This window comes from Collinsella sp. HCP3S3_E5 (assembly GCF_052067635.1).
Lineage (GTDB): Bacteria > Actinomycetota > Coriobacteriia > Coriobacteriales > Coriobacteriaceae > Collinsella.
The window spans coordinates 11,446-31,018 of the sequence record NZ_JBQHQF010000023.1 but is presented as its reverse complement, the minus strand read 5'-3'; the positions used below and the strand labels follow the sequence as shown (position 1 = coordinate 31,018).

Sequence of the window (19,573 nt, the reverse complement as noted above, 5' to 3'; positions counted from 1 at the left end):
TGCAACGGTAGGCCTAGCTGGTCGGCATGCCTTTGCCTTTTCTGAAATTTTTCGTTTCCGTAGATGAAAAGAATGGGTGCCGCACTAGCAACAATCAGATTGCCCTAAACAACGGCCATGTACCAGGAGAACGCGCCCGAGCTCATCTACTACATGGCGCTCTACCGCATATTCAGCGAGTTCCTGGACGACGTCTCCGAGGACGTGCTGCCCAACGAGGGGCTGGGCTTCCGCGAAAGCCTCATCTGGAACAAGCTCTACGACTTCCAGAAGGACGCGGCGCTCGCCATCATCAACAAGCTCGAGACCTACAACGGCTGCATCCTCGCCGACTCGGTCGGCTTGGGCAAGACGTTCACCGCGCTCGCCGTGATCAAGTACTACGAGAGCCGCAACAAGGACGTGCTCGTGCTGTGCCCCAAGAAGCTGCGCGACAACTGGATCACCTACAACTCCAACGTCGTGAACAATCCCATCGCTGGAGACCGCCTGCAGTACGACGTGCTCTACCACACTGACCTCTCGCGCACGCGCGGCACGTCGGAGACGGGCCTGCCTCTCGACCGCCTGAACTGGGGCGCGTACGGCCTGGTGGTCATCGACGAGAGCCACAACTTCCGAAACGGCGGCGACTCGGCGTCGGAAGACAGGATGAACCGCTACCAGCTGCTTATGGAGAAGGTCATCAAGCAGGGCGTGAAGACCAAGGTGCTGATGCTGTCCGCCACGCCCGTGAACAACCGCTTCCGCGACCTGCGCAACCAGCTCGCCCTGGCGTACTGGGGCGACCCCACCGGCTGGTCCGAGAAGCTGCGCCTGGAGAACGACATCGAGACGGTGTTCCGCAACGCGCAGACCGTCTACGCCCGCTGGTCGAAGCTGCCGGCCGAGCAGCGTACCACCGATGCCCTTACCGGCATGCTCGATTACGACTTCTTCGAGGTGCTCGACCAGGTGACCGTGGCGCGCAGCCGCAAGCACATCCAGCGCTACTACGACATGAACGCCATCGGGCCCTTCCCGAAGCGACTGCCGCCGATATCGAAGCGCCCCAAGCTCTCGACGCTGGAGAACGCGATCAACTACCGCGAGATATACGAGGAGCTTGACTCCCTCGTGCTCGCCGTGTACATGCCGAGCTCGTACGTTCACCCCAGCAAGATGGAGAAGTACGCGAAGATGGGCGGCGGCGGAAACCTCACGCTGGGCGGCCGCGAGACGGGCGTGCGCCGACTCATGACGACGAACCTGCTCAAGCGCCTGGAGAGCTCGGTGTGCTCGTTCCGCCTGACGCTCGAGCGCGTGCTGGCTGCCATGAACGCCGCGCTTAAGACCATAGACGACTACCGCAGGGGCTTGGCCTCGGGCGCCATCGTGGCCGACGGCGACCTGCCGGGCGGGTTCGACTTCGACCCCGACGACGAGAGCGGCTTCGAGGTGGGCGGCGCCACGAAGATCCTCGTCGAGGACATGGACTGGATGAGCTGGGAGCGCGACATCGAGTCGGACATCGCCGTCATCGAGGTCCTGATCTCGATGGTGCGCGACATCGACCCCGCCCACGATGCCAAGCTCATCGAGCTGTGCGAGCAGATCCGCGAGAAGTCGCAGGGCCCCATCAACCCGGGCAACCGCAAGGTACTCGTGTTCACCGCGTTTTCCGACACGGCGGACTACCTCTACGAGAACGTCTCTGCCTTCGCGAAACGCGAGCTCGGCCTCGAGTGCGCCAAGGTCACGGGCGACGGCTGCGCCTGCACGATAAAGGCCGTGCCCCCGCACATGCAGGAGGTGCTCGCCTGCTTCTCACCCGCGTCGAAGGAGCGCGACGTGGTGGCTCCTCAGCTTTCCGGCTGCGACGTGGACATCGTGATCGCCACCGACTGCATCTCGGAGGGCCAGAACCTCCAGGACTGCGACTACCTGGTGAACTACGACATCCACTGGAACCCCGTGCGCATCGTGCAGCGCTTCGGCCGCGTGGACCGCATCGGCTCGAAGAACGCCCGCATCCAGCTTGTGAACTACTGGCCCGACGTGGAGCTCGACGAGTACATCAAGCTCAAGGCGCGCGTCGAGGAGCGCATGCGCATAACCGTGATGACATCCACGGGCGACGACGACTACATCAACGCCGACGAGACGGGAGACCTGGAGTACCGCCGCCAGCAGCTCGAGCAGATGCGCGACGAGGTCGTGGACCTGGAAGACGTCTCGGGCGGCGTGTCCATCACCGACCTGGGCCTCAACGAGTTCCGCATGGACCTGGTGGGCTACTACCGCGACAACCCCGACATCGACCGCCTTCCGAGCGGCATCAACGCCGTGGTGGAGGGCGAAGAGCCCGGCGTCGTCTTCGTGCTGCGTAACGTCAACAGCAGGATAGACCGCGACGGCGCGAACCACCTGCACCCGTTCTACGTGGTTCGCATGGGGTCCGACGGGTCCGTGGTCCACGGGCACCTGGAGCCCAAGGCGGTGCTCGACGACATGCGCCTTTTGTGCCGCGGCAAGTCCGAGCCCGACATGGCGCTGTGCCGCGCCTACAACCGCGAGACCAAGAACGGACGCGACATGCGCCGCGAGGCGGGGCTCTTGCGCGACGCGGTGGCGTCGATCGTGGACTCGAAGGAGGAGTCCGACGTCGACAGCTTCTTCACCGGCGGCACGACGGGCTTCTTGGAGAACGACATCGAGGGGCTCGACGACTTCGAGCTCGTGTGCTTCCTGGCGGTGAGGCCCAGATGCTAGGGCTTCCGAGCACGACCGAGGTGGGACGCCGCATACCCAAGGAGGCCTTCTACGGCCGCCTGAAGGTAAGCGCCGCGCTACGCCAGTCCTTCATCGACGACGTCGAGCGCTTCGTGATCGCGAACTCGATAAAGACCTCCACTACCGGCATTCCCGACGGCGAGCGCGTGCACGAGGTGCTCGTGGTGGAAGTGGCGCTCAAGGCCCGCCGCGTCCCCGAAGAAGTGCTAACGCTTGTGGCGCGGGCGAACCCCCATAAGCTGCTGTTCGCGTGCACCTTCAACGACGAGGTTCGTCTCGCGGTGATGCTCGAGAGACTCGTTGTTGGGCCTTGGCGCCCGCTCGACGCCCTTACGCTTGACGTGAGCGTAAGCGACGTTGATGCGGTGTGGGATTCGCTTGCATCACAAGTGGTCTACAACGATGTAGGTGTCGGCTCCGAAACCGTAGAGGAGCGCTTCGAATCAGACTCGAAGCTTAAGGGCCTGTACGAAGAACTTGCGCGCGTAGAGACGCGCGGGCGCAAAGAACGGCAGGTTGTGCGCAAGAACGCACTGTTCGACAGGGCAAACGAGCTTAAGCGACTAATTGCCGACATCGAGGAAGGACGATAGATGAAAGAACAATGCGAAGATGATGCGATGTCTCGCATTTCAGATGAACTACCGCTCGGCTTGCGTAAAGTGCTCGGTTCCTGCTCCGTGAACTTCCTCTTTGGTGCCGGAGTAAATGGAAAAGCGTTTCCTTATTTCGCCCAATTCGAGAAAACAATCAGCACTATGAACGAAAGGGGTCTTGACGGGAGTAATATCGAAACCGCCCTAGCCAATTGTGCAGATGACCAAATACGGCAAGCGGTTCTCGATACTTTCGTTGACGAATATAACGGCTATCGCGACTACCGTCTCGATGACGAATCTCTTCTCAATTTGCGCCGTATGCTAACCGTCTTTTCCTCAATTGTTGAGAAGGCCGAGAATAGGCATCCCGAGACCAAGCGTTTGAACGTCTTTACCCTCAATTACGATCGCATAGTCGAGGAAATACTCGAAGACAGCGGACTGTTTTGCTACATACTCACACAAGGCAAGTCGAAGGGTCGTTTGCCCTTCGATATCGTAGGGTACAACACCGCAACTCATGCTTTTGTCCCCACTTTTTGCGTCTACAAGCTCCACGGCTCAGTCGATGCCAATCGACATCTTTCCTCAGAGAATATAGTTTTTCCGGGTCAAGATAAGCTTGGAAGTATTCTGTCCCACTTCTACGAAACACTTTTCGCAATGAAGGGAGAGCTGCTGAAACGCAACGCGGTGCTATTTGTCATCGGCTACTCATGGTCGGACGATCACGTCAACGGCATCATAAACGATGCGATAGCCAACGGACTCACCGTCTATTGGCTTCAATACAGACGCGAAGACGTGCTACCAAAGCGGTTAGCCGGGCATGTAATCACCATACCGCCCGCAGGTGAAATTCCAGTAGACACAACCAAAACCCTTGCCGAACTCGTCGAAAGGGTTGAACGCATATGATCGTAGGAAGAATTACCAAAGTTGATGGGGTAAAAGCCGCAGCGACGTTTTTTGAGCGTATGCATCCCTACATAGTCGAAAACGGCTGCGCGATTTCCTCGCCGCGCATTAATTCATTTGTTAAAACGGGCATTGGCTTGGATACGGTCTTCTGCCAAATCGTTGGAGAGCATGAGGCTGAGTACGATAGACGTAGCGAGGTGACTCGAGAGAGCCAAGCTGCTCCAATGGGACCCTTCATCGTTGATTTAGAGGTGCGTGGTCATATTTCCGACGGAGGCTTCAAGGGAGGACTTCGCTGCCTTCCCATCGTGGGGGCAGTCGTTGAGACCTTGAGCCCCAGCGAACTCGAGCTCCTGTACTCTTCGCATGGCTCAAAACCGCTACGCATCGGTCATAGCCTTTTTGATGAATCGCAGCCAGTCTATTTGGACGCCGATAAGCTGATGGCGAGCCATATAGGAATCTTCGGTAATACCGGTAGCGGAAAATCAAATACGCTCACGAGCATTTTGAAAAGCTACATCGGGAGTCTGCCAGAAAGAACCGACGCGGCAAAGATTCTTGTCTTCGACTTGAACAATGAATATGGTGCCGATGCCATCGTTCCCGAACGCGATAAAACCATTTATCGATTGAACACCAGAAAGCCTGGCGGAGAAGACCGTGATCGCGTTCCTCTGTCTTTCGAATCCCTTGATGAAGATAACTGGGGTACGATCCTGAGAGCGACCCAGAGAACGCAAATGCCCGTAATTAGGAGAGCATATTCGAAGTGGAAGAATAAATCGGCAGAGGACTATATCTCGGACTTGAAATGGTCACTTGTCGATAAGCGTATTACCTTGTTTTTTACGCTGCGCAGTTATTGCTCTGAGTGGATTGACGGAATCGATGATCTCGCTTTCAACAAGAATAACGGCAGTTTTTATTATGACCGCAGCTCGGGAAAACAATATATCGACTCAATTTCCGATGTCAAAAATATATCCATAAGGCCCGATATCAATCGTTTCCAGATGTTTTACCTTTGGCTTGCCCTCGAAGTCTCCAGGGCATCAGAGAGCGGAACCAACTTTGAATTCGTTCAGCCGCTTCTTCCGCGAGCGAGGTCAGTTATCAAGGATTTAGAGAAGGTTTTTTCCGATGACGAAAACGCCGATCTGCAGGAGGTATTTGGAGGCAAACATCTTGCGGTTATTCAGCTGGGAGACGTTAACGAAGCAAGTAGGGAGATGCTCCCATCGCTAATTGCGGAATTACTTATGAGAAGGGCATCGGAGAATAAGGGCGATGGAACCCCCGAAGAGGTCGTCACGCTAGCAATCGACGAGGCGCACAATCTGCTTGGATATGACGCAGCCCAGACCGACGTCGTTCATGACAACACGCTACGGGTTTTCGAGAGGGTAATCAAAGAGGGCAGGAAATTCGGTGTGTTTCTTTGCTTGGCAAGTCAGCGACCGAGCGATATCTCCTCGACGATAACCTCTCAGATTCACAATTACTTTATTCATAAGCTCGTGAACCCAAACGATATAGAACGCATTAGGAAAACAGTCAGCTTTATGGGGGAAACAAGTCTGTCTATGCTGAGCGTGCTTGGCCAGGGTGAATGTATAATCAGCGGTCCTTCTTTGTATATGCCGCAATACGTTTACATCGACCAGTTAGACGAACCTTCGAGACCGAATAGCAACGATATTCAACTGTTCGGCGATAACGGAATATTGGAGCAATCCGCCCAAGCAGAATGGGAGTTTTGATAGTCATGAATAAGATCGAAATGGACACAACGGATGGGACCGCTGAGAATATAGGCAAATTAGCTGAATTGTTCCCACAGGTTGTGACTGAGGTACAGAATAGCGATGGTAACGTCGAACGCGCCGTTGACTTCGACGTGCTGCGCGATCTTCTGGGTGATGTGGCCGAAGGCCAGCGTGAGCGTTATCAGTTCACTTGGCCCGGCAAGCGTGAGGCCAAGGCCGAGGCGCGCCGCCCTATCTACAAGACCATGATCCCCGAGCCTGGCAAGTCCAAGAATTGGGACACGACGGAGAACCTCTATATCGAGGGCGACAACCTGGACGCGCTGAAGATCCTGAAGGAGACCTACGCCGGCAAGGTGAAGCTCATCTACATAGATCCCCCCTGTATCTGTATAACGGACGTCTATCTAAATGACCTTGCTGCATAGCACCATTTCTTGATTGGTCTCTTTACCTCGATAAACATCAATTGATATGAGCTTGAAGCGCCGATGGCGCTATTTTTTTACCTCGAGTTCGCTTAGATAGCTGCATTTGCTCTTATAGACACAACTATTGAATAACTTTCGCAGTGACGGGTATTTTATTTACCGTATTGGTAAAGTGCTAATTATCAAATGGAGGGACCTTTGAAAACTGTCGAGGAAACACGTCTGCGCAGGGGAACCTCCTATGAAGTGAGGCGAGCCGACGGCCGGTCGTCAGCTGTCAATGTGACTTGCTCGAGGATTGATTTAGATGGCCGCGAGGTGTTCGTCTTTTACGACTCCGACGGCTCAACGGTTCTCATGGAGCCATCCAAGTTCGTAACCGAAGACCTCCGCTGGGAGTCTGTAAACACGAGGCTGCAGGCAGTCAGTGCCATGAGGCTCCTATTCGACTTCTGCGAGATTGTCGATCTACCGTTCCGGTCATGGGACCTAGGCGTATCGCGAGCTTTCATGCAATTCATGCGCGGCTTGATCTCCGACGGCGTGGAGTGCCGGTTTCGACTTGTGACGGTGCGATCGGAGGAGACCGTCGCGGCCTACCTCAAATATGTACGCAGGTTCGCCAAGTCCCTCCATCTAGAGCACAGCCCGTTCCTCGAGGCCGGAAAATGCAAACTAGACATCGTGTCGGGGTCAACCAGAATTGCCGTCCATAGGCTTTCAGCCGATGTCAGGGAGAGCTATGAGGCTCCGATGTACATTTCGCTTGATGAATACCGCCGCGTCCTCGATACCATCGAGTCCTCTCCCCTTGGGTCGGGCGATCCGGGCGAAGCGCGGGCAATTGTCAGGTTGATGTTCGAACACGGACTTCGAATCGGTGAAGTGCTGGGGCTCACCTTGGAAGATCTGTCGTCATCATCCGACAGAAACGGCCTCAACCACTATTCTGTTGTCTTGAGAAACCGATGCAGCGATCGCGAATGGCAGAGCGCCAAGACGCTGATGCCCGTGACGGATAAGAGACAATATCGATCCGTCGACTACAGGAAACTCAATGTCGGAAGGCAGGTAGTCTATATATCCGAAGACCTGTATTTCTGCATATGCGAGTATCTTGAAGGAACTGAGCGCCTAAGGGACGCGCATCCGGACAGGAGCGAAGCGGATTCAGTTAAGGGCGACGGCGGCAACAACGAGTACATTTTCCTAAACTCCCTCGGCCGGCCCCTATCCCAGAACCTATGGGACAAAAGGCTGCGAACGATCATGCTCGAGGCAGGGCTAAGCGTTGACGAGGGCAAACGCAAAACGAATCTCAACCATCGATTCCGGCATGGTTTCGGCATGTTCCTGCAGCGAAGCGCGACAAACGCAAAGGGGAACCGCTTGGATGCATACGAGGTCATGCACCTCATGAGGCACCGCAGCCTTTCTTCAACCGACGTGTACATGAAGCCCACTGAAGACGATATCAGGGATCTTCAGGAAAGCATTACCGGTGAAATCGAAAAGGAGTTGTTCGATGACGCTCGATAAATTGTCGGCCGCCGAACGCGACCTGCTGTCGCTTCTTCAATCCATTAAGGATGAGGCCGTGGCAGGTGTTCTCGAGAAAGCGGTAGACAACACGCTCCTGTCCTCCGTCGAGGTCACCAGGCGCAACAAGGTGCGCAATATCGTCGCAGCACTCAAAAAGGTAGTGACTCCGGAACTGTCGGCTGCTGATCTCGGCTCCGCATGGCTGAGGGCCTTGGCCGCGGCAGTGCAGGAAGTCAGGGGCAGCGTGAGCAAGACGACCACAGGCTCCATCCTTTCGTTCATGGCGGTGGCCATCTATGATGCCGGGATGATGGATGAGGGGCCGTTTCGCTCATGGCTGGAAGATGGCAACATGGACATAATCCTCTGGGCGATAAATAGCGGCAATTACACCAACGCTAAATGGTCGGACAGATTTGTGGGCGACGCTGTTAGCTCGGACGGATACCCTCCATTCGATATCGTCTTCAAAAGGAAGCCCGGCAATGCGGTCGGGCTTGCAACGGTCTGGACGGATACGGAATGCCAGGCCGTCCGCGCGATAATCCTAGATTCCATGAAAGACGGGAACGGGCTCGTGGCGGATGCAAGGGGCTGCTCCTTCTATTACAAGTTCAACGCGGCGCTCGAAACTGTTCCGAAAACGAGCGGGGACTTTACCGTCTCAACGCTCACGCAACACGCAAGTTTTGTCGAGGGCATCGAAGACAAGCTGGATAGAGACGTGTCGACGAGGGCGCTCGCTCATTTCTACATCCATCTGATTACAAAATACCCCGATGCAGCCTCGAACTTCACATTCGGTAGCGGGCTGGTGGTCGAGGCCATCAGGAGCAATGGCTTTATCGGGCTGTGGAATCAGGGCTACAGGTGCTTTATCCACAACCCGCTTGACCCGGTACCAAGCAGCCCGAAATGGCTCCTGTTCCCGAGCGATTCAGAACGGGCTGCGACGAACATCGACTACAAGCCCTGGCCGATGGATATCTCCTATCCGGACGGGCGACTGCAGCAACTTCTCGGGGAATGGCTGTGGCGTGAATGCGAGAACGTCATCGCGATGCGCCGGTTGCCCGACGAGCTCAAAAAGCTGTTCGACACATTCGACGAGCCCAAGGATGGCGGTGTATGCAGAAGGGCTACGAACATCGGCATTTCCAGGTGGCTTGCCGGCCTTCGCGGCCGCATGGCTCCCAGCGGCGTTAGGCACTACAAGGGCTGGGCAAGGAGCATTATCGAGTATGGCGTCGAGAGGCGACTTGTCGACATGGATCAAGCTGTTCCGCTCCTGCTAAGCGCCAGCGAAAAATCTAACAGGTGGACGCCGGACGAGTCTAAAGCCGCGGATCCCGACGATATGAGACTTCTGACCGCGGAACTGGAACGCCGCGCAACGAACGGTGGCGAAGTCGACAAGCTGGTCTACACCGCCTTCGTCGTGCAGGCACTTACCCCGCTGCGCATCGGCGATATACTCTCGTTGAAAATCGACAGCATCGTTGAAGGCTCGCACGAGGGCGTGCGCAAGGTCAGGATGTCTTCGAAGATGGACGGTTACGGAAGCAGGGATATCCAGTTGCCGAAAAGGGCATGGCGCCTGCTGAGCGATGCCACGGTCTTAACGGATGGTCTGAGAAAAGCCTGCGACCCCAGCGTGCGCGACTCCATTTTCCTCATACCGGCCCATCGTCGGAATGAGGTGCGTCCCTTGACGCAGAATGAATACGCAAGGCGCTTGAATATGGCAGCGGAAGCGGTGGGGGCCACCGTCACATCGCGCATGGTAAGGCGTAGGTATGAGACCGAGGTGGTCATCAAAGGCGCGGAAAAGAACTTAAGTCTGCTCGCGCTCCGCCCCCTCACGGGCCATTCCTCGCTAGACACGACGGAACGGTATTACGTCCGAGATGACGTCAGGAGCTACCTTGAAGCGACGTATGGCATCGAGATAGGCGTTGCGAAGATCGCGGGCGAGATCGTCGAATCATTGCCCGAAGATGTCGCCCCGACCGATGCCGTTGAATTGGGAGCGGGCTTCTGCCGCAACCCGGAATGCAATATCTCGGGCACGGTGACCTGCCTCATGTGCAGCGGATTCCTCACGACCCCGGACTGCATTCCTGAGATGAAGGAGGCCGTTGCCGCCGTAAGGGAACAGATCCACAACGCGGCGAACAATATTCACGAGCGCGACCACCTGCTGGATGTCGAACGCCTGTATCTCGGATACTTGGCCGTCATGGAGAGTATGAAGGAGGCTCTAAATGCCCGTTAGTACAGCTGCCTCGTCGTATTGGGGCTTTATGGACGAGGCCGAAAGCGCCCCCGTCATCCTCGAGCTTTCATCGAGGGCATTCCTCGGCGACAAGATGGTTCGTGATCTGACGGAGGGTCCAGAAATCGATTTTGGAAACGCCAAGATTGAGTTCAAAAGCATGTTCTGGGATTTCTCAGGCGTTACCGAGCTGCCAGTTTCCCGTACCGACTTGCAAATGAACTTCGACGGCGACGAAAGCGGTATCTTGCGGCTGTTCCTCCTGTGCCTCGTGGTCTGGAGGACAAGCAAGGTGCAGACCTGCGTCAGAAAGGCGAAGATCGCACGAGCCGTCTTCGACGGAATGGGTATCGCCGACATGAGAAGAGGGATGCCCAGCTGGGAAGACTTCGAGAAGAGGCTGTCCGACATCAGTGATAAATCTGCGAGCTGGCGATACTCGAACGCCTCCGGCCTCATCGAATTCCTCCGTTTCAGGCAGACTTATTTCAACGTGCCGAATGACGACCGTCTCATGGCGAGGTTGGAGGCACTCAGCGCGAAGCTGGGACACCGCATGTGGTCGCAAGATGGCGTCGACCCGGTGCCGGACGAATACCTGGCGCCGTTGGTAGAAACCTGCCTGAAAACCATCCGCTCAAGCGATTCGAACTCACGTGAGGGAATCACCGCAGCGGCAATTCTTCTTGCCTCCCAGATAGGCATGAGGGCTTCTGAGCTGGTTGCCCTCGAGGTGGAGAGCCTGCACAAATCATCCCTTCCCGGCGAGCCTGAAATAGCGTTCATGACGTTCAAGACCTTCAAGGGCTCAAAAGGAGATAACACCTACAAGACTGCTGAGACGATAGTGAACCCTATCGCACTCGAGGCGTATTCATGGCTTTTGGATAAGTGCGCCGCGGATCGAGAAAGGCTTGGGACGCGGGCGCTGTTGGTGTCTCATAAGCAGAAAAGACAATACCAGACGAAAGGGAATATCGCGGAGTCGCTGAAGGTGTTCGTCGCGGCCCATTTCGACTCAATTCCGTCAATCGACACGGCAGAGAGGTTTCCGGAATTGAAGACGACGACACTCGAGAAGGTGATTAACCTGGGGATTGATCCGAAGTATGCCGAAAAGCTAAATGAGTTGCCCTCTGACACCCAGGTGGTGTATCCCGTCTTCCATCAATTCCGCGCCACGGTCGCCACCAAGCTCTATGAAGCCGGAGTTGACATGCACTACATCAAGCGGCATATGAGCCACATCAGCGAGGACACGACCGCAGGATATATTCACAGCGACAAGGAGCTTGATAGGCAGAACTCCGAAACGGTCTACAAGGCCGTATTCGGCGAGGGCGCATCGGTGCTCGGGGTCCACGGCGATGAATTCAGGAACAAGGTCGAGAGCTATGTTTCGACCCTAGACGAGAAGGTGAAAGCCGACCTTGATGCCGTTGCCGCCGCGGCCGCGAAAAAGTACCCGCTCCGCCGGAAGGTCGGAGGTTTTTGCATTCGTTGCGGCAATATCGTGCCGTGCCATTCGGCAGAAGCCACGGACAGCATCTATTGTTCCTTCGGCGTCTGCCCAAACCAGTGCACGATGTATTTCATGCTTCCCGATAGCCTGGACTCTGCCAGGAAGCACATCGACCTCGTCGAGCGGAATCGTCGCGACGGCTTCACCAAGGCCGCGGCAAATGAGCTCAGGAAGGCACAGAACGTCATTAGGGACGTCATAGATCCTGAGATTGAGTCCTTCAAGGAGCAGCTCGAAAAGCTGGGCAGGAACGAGGTTGTACGGCTTCATAGCGATCTAGCCCATATCGCCGATAACCTAGAGAAAGTCGAAGAGGAAGTGAAGGCATGGAAATCGATGACACTTTGAGGAAGACAGTCCTCGAGAACTTGAACGAGCTCGGTATCAACGCCGACGAGGTCGATGAAAGAACGATGGGACATCTCGCGAGGATCGAATCTGCGATTGAGGACAAGCTGCGCAAGCGTGACGATGCGTTCGAAACGATTAAGTCCTGCAGCCTGTCCGTAAAATCGATATCCGAGGCTAGCGGGGTCTCGTATCAAACCTTCTACAACAAACCACTCCTCAAGGAGTACGTGGCGCAAAGACGAAACGTATCGGGAATCGACAATTCATCTGAGGAGAGGGCGAGACTACGCTTGAAGCTCAATGAGGCCGAGGAGCGTATCAAAGCGTTGGAAAAGAGGGACGCGGAACTCGTTCTCGCAAGAATTGAAAACGATCAGCTGAGGGAGCGCATCCATCTGCTCGAAGTCCAGCTCGCCGGCGGCATCCCTGGAGGAAATGGTAAGGGCGAAGTCATACCGTTTCCCGCCAAACGATAATTTCGTGCTATCAGGCGGGGGAAGAACCTTAATAACTCTAAATATCACTTTAAAGATAAGGGTGGTATGAGGTGGAGTCTCAACTTCTCCTATGTTAAACTTCCTCTATAAAGTTTTCGGTGGAAGGAGTTCAACGGTGGCCGAGGCTCTATCGGAATACGAGGTAGAGGATATCCTCATCAAGCGCCTCGTTGATATCGATTACGACTTTATCAAGATGGTGAACTATGACGACCTGAAGTCGAATCTCCGTGATCAGATTTGCAAGGTGAACGCCGCAAAGCTGATCGAAGCAAAGGGTGAGGCAACGTTGAGCGATGCGGAGTTCAGCCGCATCCTCATTCGGTTGGAGGGCCACACCGTCTACGACTCGGCCAAGATTTTGCGCGAGCAATATGTTCTTGAGCTCGATAACGGCGAAAACGTCTACATCGATTTCCTCACCGGCGACTACACCCGCAATACCTATCAAGCCACCCACCAGGTGACGATGGACAAAGAGCATTGCGACGATGTCGATCAGAAAAACCGCTACGACGTAACCCTCTTGATTAACGGGCTGCCGCTCATTCAAATCGAACTGAAGCGCCCCGGAGTCGAGATCAACGAGGCAATCAACCAAATCAATCGCTATCGCACTAAATCGTTCTTCGGCCTGTTCAAATACATTCAGGTCTTCGTCGTTTCCAACTCTGCGCAGACCAAGTACTTCGCAAACGTCAACGACCGCGACCAGCGCGGAGAGGTCCAGCGCATTTTGAAATCGCTCGCGTTTTACTGGACCGACGAGGACAATACCCGCATCAACAACCTCATGGACTTCGCCAGTTCGTTTTTCGCCAAGAGCTTCGTCACGGACCTCCTGAACGACTATTTCATCGTGAAGGCATCCGAACCAACATGCATGGTCATGCGCCCCTATCAGATCTTTGCGGTCAAGGCCGCCATGAGACGCATTCTTCTGGATGACTCCAACGGCTATGTCTTCCACACCACGGGATCGGGAAAGACGCTCACCTCCTACAAGCTCGCATCGTTGCTGCGCGATAACGAGGCAATCGATAAAGTCATCTTCTTGATTGACCGCAAGGACCTCGATGATCAGACGGTCGATGAATACAACTCCTTCGAACCGGATTGCGTCGACAACACCGACAACACGCGCTCGCTCGTGGCGGCGATGAAGGACACGTCCAAGACGTTGATTATCACGACCATCCAGAAGATGGCCTGCGCATTGCGCTCGTCAAGGTACGAGGCAGTCATGAAGGCCTACGAGGATAAGCGATGCGTCTTCATCATCGACGAATGCCACCGCTCGCAGTTCGGGAAAATGCACGGAGCCGTGAAACGCGCTTTCCACCATGCGAACTATATCGGCTTCACCGGAACGCCCATCTTCAAGGAGAACAAGGGTTCGAACAAGCTCACCACGGCAGATGTGTTCGCGGCGGCTGGAGACGATACCGGCAAACGCGCCTGCATCCACAAGTACCTAATCAAGAACGCTATTGCGGACGGAAACGTTCTCCGATTCTCCGTCGAATACATGCGATCTATATCGATTGAGAAGGTCGCCGACCCATCGATCGATCCGGAGCGCCTTGATGACGCAGAGTATTGCCGCCGCCACCATATCGATATCAACTCGCTCTACCACGATCCCGCTCGCATCAAGAGCATCGCCGATGACATCATGGGCAACCTCTCGCGCCACACCCGCCCCGAGGGTCGCGACGTATATACGGCGCTGTTCGCGGTGGACAAGATCAAGACGCTCATGGAGTACTACCGATTCATGAAGAACCATGAATTGGCTTGGAATCCCGAGACGAACCCGGACGGATTCAAGGTCGCCGCGATTTTCACCTTCCAGGCCAACGAGGACCTGGAAGACGAGGGGCAGGACGAGTACTCCCGCGATTATCTGGAAGAGTGCATGGCGGACTACAACGCCATGTTCGGCGGCTCCTATGACGTGAGCAAGTTCGACGGGTATCGGAAGGATATCTCAAAGCGCCTGAAGCAGAAGGACCTGCCGCAAGTCGACATCCTGCTCGTCGTCAACATGTTCCTCACGGGCTTCGATTCCAAGCCGACGAACACGCTGATTCTGGACAAGAACCTCGAATGGCACAATCTCGTGCAGGCCTACTCGCGCACCAACCGCGTCGACAAGAAGACCAAGCAGTTCGGCCAAGTAGTGACCTACCGCAACATCAAGCAGGCACAGGACGATGCCCTGCGCCTGTTCTCGGGAGACGGCAACCCCGATGAATACCTGATGCAGAGCTATGATTTCTACCTATCGAAATGGAACAGCGAGTCCGCGGCGGTATACAAGGTCGCCGAGACGCCTGAGGATGCAGGCTATCTGCAATCCGAGGACGACCAGCGCGAGTTCGTGATGGCGTTTCGACAGCTGCAGGGCACGTTGGCGACGCTCAAGACGTTCTCGGCATTCGACTGGGGCGACCTGGACGTCTTCATGGATGAGCGCACATTTATGGATTACAAATCATGGTATCTCGAGTTCTACGACCAACAGAAGCGCGAGCCGGAGAAGAACGAGATGCTTGCCGATGTCGACTTCGAGATCGAGCTGGCGCGTACCGACCGCATCAACGTGGTCTATATCATCAACCTGCTGAAGGACATTGACCGCACGGACGAAAAGGCAATGCGGAAGTCGGTCGACCTCGTGATGAATGAAATCGACCGAACGGACAACGAGAAACTTCGCTGCAAGCGTGAGATTATGCGCGAGTTCGTCGGGTCGCGACTTTTCGCTCTCGATCCCAGCGCGGACATCGAGGAGGCCTTCCACGCCTATGAACGCGAATCTATGATGGCACGCATCGAGTCCTTCGCAACCGAGCACGACCTCGGTGCCGACTTCGTAAACAACGCTGTTCAGAAATACTTCACCGACCCCAAGTCGCTATCAAACGAAGAGCTGCGCACCTACCTGCGCGATAAGGGCCTCGGCCTTATCGCCATGAAACGCGTGGTCATCGATTTCAACCAGTTCATGAAGGAAATGTACGACCTCTACACTGCCGAAGGGGAATAATCCATGGCAAACAGCAACTCAGCCAAACTCGCCCAGCAGATTTGGGCAATCGCCAACAGCCTGCGCGGCAACATGGATTCGTCCAAGTTCAAGGACTACATCCTTGGCGTAATCTTCTACCGCTATCTCTCTGCGCATACAGAAAGCTATATGGACGACCTGCTGCGCAACGATGGAGTCACATACCGCGAAGCCCTCGCAGACCCCGAGCTGGCACCCGAGGTGAAGGCTTGGGCAATCGAAAAGCTGGGCTACCTGATTGAGCCGGATGATCTGTTCGATTCCCTTGTCGAGAAGATCACCCGCGGCGAGTTCTCAATCGAGGACTTCGAGAGGGCCATCGGAAAGCTCACGGCCTCCACTATCGGCCAGAAATCCGAGGCCGCCTTCGCCGGGCTCTTCGATGCAATGAATCTTCGCGACACCGACCTCGGCAAGGAGGTGTCGCAGCGAACCAAACTCATTTCCCAAGTCATCTGCAAGATTTATGACACGCCGTTCGCAAAGACCTCTGACGCCGGCGATGTGCTCGGCACCGCCTACATGATCCTTATCGGTCTTTTCCAGTCCAACGCCGGAAAGAAGGGCGGTGAATTCTTCACGCCGACAAGCGTGTCGACGCTCCTCGCGCAGCTGACGACTATCGGGCTAACCGAGGTCGGCAACGTCTGCGACGGCTGCGCCGGCTCCGGTTCGCTTCTGCTCGAAGTGGCGCGTCACCTGCCCAGCGGTAAGGTGTCCCACTACTGGGCACAGGAGAAGATGGGCACGACCTACAACCTTCTCCGCATGAACCTCATCATGCACGGGGTCGACTACGGCAAGTTCACCGTCTTCAACGACGACACGCTGACCACGGACAACTTCCAAGAGAACGGTCGCCCCGTCACTTTCGATATCCAGGTGGAAAATCCCCCCTACTCAGCGACCAACACCGCAGCCGACGAGAGCTACCTGGACGATCCGCGCTACCGCTCGGCGGGAGTGCTGGCGCCCAGCTCCAAGGCCGACCTCGCCTTCGTCGAGTCCATCGTCTACCACATGGCAGACGATGGCCGCGCGGCCGTTCTACTGCCCCACGGCGTCTTGTTCCGAAGCGGCGCTGAGCTCGAAATCCGCAAGTACCTGATCGATACGCTCAACGTCATCGATGCCGTCATCGGCCTGCCACCGAATATGTTCCACGGCACAGGCATTCCGGTATGTGTGCTCTTCCTCAAGAAGAAGCGCAACGGCGGCTCTGACAATATCTACTTCATCGACGCATCCAAGGGCTTCGAGAAAGTCGGCAAGCAGAACCAGCTTCGCGCTGGAGACGTCAAACGTATTGTCGATGCCGTCCGCTCCCGTGACGATATCGACGGTTTCGCACGCAAGGTCACGCTCGACGAGATCCACGATAACGACTGCAATCTCAACATCCCCCGTTATGTGGACACTTCGGAGAAGCCCGAGCCTTGGGACGTCTACTCACTGTTGAATGGGGGTCTGCCCGTATCCGAAATCGATGCTCTGGAGCCATATTTCGCTGAGTTCGACGGTCTGCGCAACGAGCTGTTCGAAAACCGCGGATATGCCCTCGGTCTCAAGGCCGATGTGCGCGAGACAGTTATGGCAAACGAGGCAGTTCGTTCCTATCTCGACACCTATGACAATGCAGTCCATCGGATTAGCGCCCACGCCGATGACATCCTTATCTCGCAGATGGATTCAGTCGACCCTAGAAAGACAGAGCATGTCCTGGCGGATGAGCTGTTCGAGCAGATCTGCATGACACCGCTCGTAGACAAATACGATGCCTATCAAGCCCTCGACGACGCATGGTACGACATTTCAGCCGATGTTGAGCTCCTTCATTCCGAAGGCCTGAAGGCCATTTCGGCCTACGAACCGAACATGGTTCTCAAGAAGACCAAGACGAAGGAACTTGTCGAAGAGCAAGACGGATGGCGAGGAAAAGTATTGCCGTTCGAGCTCGTACAGCGCGAGTATCTGGCAGACGACCTGGATAAGCTCATGCAATTGAAGGCAAGGGCCGCCGCGGCGAACACCGCTGTCGACGAGGCCCTGGAGGCTCTGACCGACGAGGACAAGGGCTTCGAGGTGAACGGCGCATCTATCTGGGACGATGAGAAGGACAAGCTGGTAGTCAAATCCCTAAACGCCGCTGTGAGACAAATCAAGAAAACGCAGAAACGTGAGTCATTTGGGGACGAGAGTACAGAGAGCCATCTTGTTGCACTCGCCGACGCGCGGTCAGCTCAATCCGCAGCCAAAAAGATGCTCAAGGAGGCCAAAGGAGAAATCGACCCCAAAACCATGCAAGTTATGGATAGTTTGACGGAAGAACAGTGCCTTGATCTTCTTCGTAAGAAGTGGCTGGGGGCCTATATCAATCGGATTTCGGTTCTCGCGCGTACTGTCATCGATGGTCTTATCACAAAGGTACAGGCCGTTTGCGATAAGTATGAAGTCACATATGGCGACGAAGATGCCCAAATCGCTGTTCTTTCCAATGAACTCGCTGGCATGCTTGGAAAACTCCAAGGCAACGCCCGCGATGTCGCTGGCGTACAGGACTGGGCAACCCTCCTTCAGGAGGCGAAATAAATGAGCGTGCCTGCACAGGAAAAAGCCTTAACGCCCCCTTTGCGCTTCGAAGGATTCACCGATGCATGGGAACAGCGTATGTTCTCGGATATGTATGCGGTCAACAATGAGCGGAACACCGATTGTGAGCTTGGATACGATAGGACACTTTCCATTGCGACGATGACTTTCAATGGTGGAAACGGCGCAGCCGACGATTCGCTAAGCAACTACAAAGTCATTCGAGTTGGAGATATCGCCTTTGAGGGCCATACCAACAAAACGCACGCCTATGGACGCTTTGTTCTCAACGACGCAGGTGACGGGCTTATGTCGCCGCGATTTTCATGTTTGAGGCCCATCGTTGAGCAGCGTTATAGCTTCTGGAAATACTTCATTTCGCGCGAAGAGACGATGAGGCCCATCCTCGTGAATGCTACGAAAAGCGGAACCATGATGAATGAATTGGTTCCTGACGATCTCATGCGCGAATCCATTTTGGTTCCGCGTCTAGCTGAGCAAGAGGTTATCGGGAACAGCCTCTCGCAGTTAGATCGCCTCATCGCCCTTCATCAACGTAAGTGCGAGCGCTTGAAGCGCCTCAAGACCGCGATGCTAGATAAGATGTTTCCTAAACCCGGCGAGAAGTATCCCGAACTGCGCTTCGAAGGCTTCACCGATGCATGGGAACAGCGTAAGTTGGGTGAAATCTTTGAAGAGTATTCTGAAAAGAACAGGGCAGACCTACCACCTCTTACCATTATTCAAGGCGGCGGAACCGTCTACCGTGATGAGTCAAATCGAAACCTTCAATTTGATAAGAACAGTCTCTCAAACTACAAAGCCGTCAATCCCGATGATTTTATCGTTCACCTTCGCTCATTCGAAGGGGGACTGGAGAAGGCAACATGTTGTGGTTTGATCAGTCCCGCATACCATACCTTCCACGGCGATGGCATAGACTCCGATTTCTACTATCTCTATTTCAGGTCAAAGCGATTCATCGATACAGACCTAAAACCTCATGTTTACGGAATTCGTGATGGCCGAAGTATTGATATCGACGGAATGAAAACAATTCCCATCCCATGGACCAAGGTTAACGAGCAGAGGGTGATAGGCGGCTTTTTCAATAGCCTCGATTCCCTCATTACCCTTCATCAACGTAAGTGTGAGAGGCTGAAACACCTTAAGGCGGCAATGCTCGACAAAATGTTTGTTTAAACTCAAATAAGGGGCGATGTATGTCGCCC

General features: G+C 55.1%; 12 protein-coding genes. All 12 read left to right on the top strand.

All coding sequences use genetic code 11. The features are described from left to right. The first annotated feature begins 117 nt into the window (after positions 1 to 117). Positions 118 to 2,751 (top strand): helicase-related protein, encoded by a 2,634-nt coding sequence (locus ACTM82_RS07395; RefSeq protein ID WP_441055493.1) that lies wholly within the window; start codon positions 118 to 120, stop codon positions 2,749 to 2,751. After that, entirely contained in the window at positions 2,745 to 3,365 is a 621-nt protein-coding gene (locus ACTM82_RS07390; protein ID WP_441088535.1) for a DUF4391 domain-containing protein, read from the top strand. The genes ACTM82_RS07395 and ACTM82_RS07390 overlap by 7 nt, the downstream gene beginning before the upstream one ends. Continuing rightward, positions 3,366 to 4,289 (top strand): SIR2 family protein, encoded by a 924-nt coding sequence (locus tag ACTM82_RS07385; protein WP_441055489.1) that lies wholly within the window; start codon positions 3,366 to 3,368, stop codon positions 4,287 to 4,289. Beyond that, a complete protein-coding gene (locus ACTM82_RS07380) occupies positions 4,286 to 6,055 on the top strand; it encodes an ATP-binding protein (protein ID WP_441055487.1) in 1,770 nt (589 codons plus the stop codon). The genes ACTM82_RS07385 and ACTM82_RS07380 overlap by 4 nt, the downstream gene beginning before the upstream one ends. A gap of 83 nt (positions 6,056 to 6,138) precedes the next feature. Further along, positions 6,139 to 6,489 (top strand): hypothetical protein, encoded by a 351-nt coding sequence (locus tag ACTM82_RS07375; protein ID WP_441055485.1) that lies wholly within the window; start codon positions 6,139 to 6,141, stop codon positions 6,487 to 6,489. 201 nt (positions 6,490 to 6,690) lie between these two features. Continuing rightward, complete coding sequence (locus ACTM82_RS07370; RefSeq protein WP_441055483.1) at positions 6,691 to 8,031, top strand: tyrosine-type recombinase/integrase; 1,341 nt, start codon at positions 6,691 to 6,693, stop codon at positions 8,029 to 8,031. Continuing rightward, the gene (locus ACTM82_RS07365; RefSeq protein ID WP_441055482.1) at positions 8,018 to 10,309 is read left to right on the top strand and encodes a hypothetical protein; all 2,292 of its coding nucleotides are present in this window, start codon (positions 8,018 to 8,020) and stop codon (positions 10,307 to 10,309) included. Before ACTM82_RS07370 ends, ACTM82_RS07365 begins: the two co-directional genes overlap by 14 nt. 28 nt (positions 10,310 to 10,337) lie before the next feature. Then, positions 10,338 to 12,179: a tyrosine-type recombinase/integrase gene (locus ACTM82_RS07360; RefSeq protein ID WP_441088534.1), complete on the top strand. Its 1,842-nt coding sequence runs from the start codon at positions 10,338 to 10,340 to the stop codon at positions 12,177 to 12,179. Continuing rightward, positions 12,158 to 12,658: a hypothetical protein gene (locus tag ACTM82_RS07355; protein WP_441055478.1), complete on the top strand. Its 501-nt coding sequence runs from the start codon at positions 12,158 to 12,160 to the stop codon at positions 12,656 to 12,658. Before ACTM82_RS07360 ends, ACTM82_RS07355 begins: the two co-directional genes overlap by 22 nt. A gap of 136 nt (positions 12,659 to 12,794) precedes the next feature. After that, on the top strand, positions 12,795 to 15,731 hold the full coding sequence (locus ACTM82_RS07350) for a type I restriction endonuclease subunit R (RefSeq protein WP_441055476.1): 2,937 nt from the start codon (positions 12,795 to 12,797) through the stop codon (positions 15,729 to 15,731). A gap of 3 nt (positions 15,732 to 15,734) precedes the next feature. Next, a complete protein-coding gene (locus ACTM82_RS07345) occupies positions 15,735 to 18,341 on the top strand; it encodes a type I restriction-modification system subunit M (RefSeq protein WP_441055474.1) in 2,607 nt (868 codons plus the stop codon). After that, positions 18,342 to 19,544, top strand: coding sequence for a hypothetical protein (locus ACTM82_RS07340; protein ID WP_441055472.1), 1,203 nt, complete (start codon positions 18,342 to 18,344; stop codon positions 19,542 to 19,544). Positions 19,545 to 19,573: the final 29 nt, after the last annotated feature.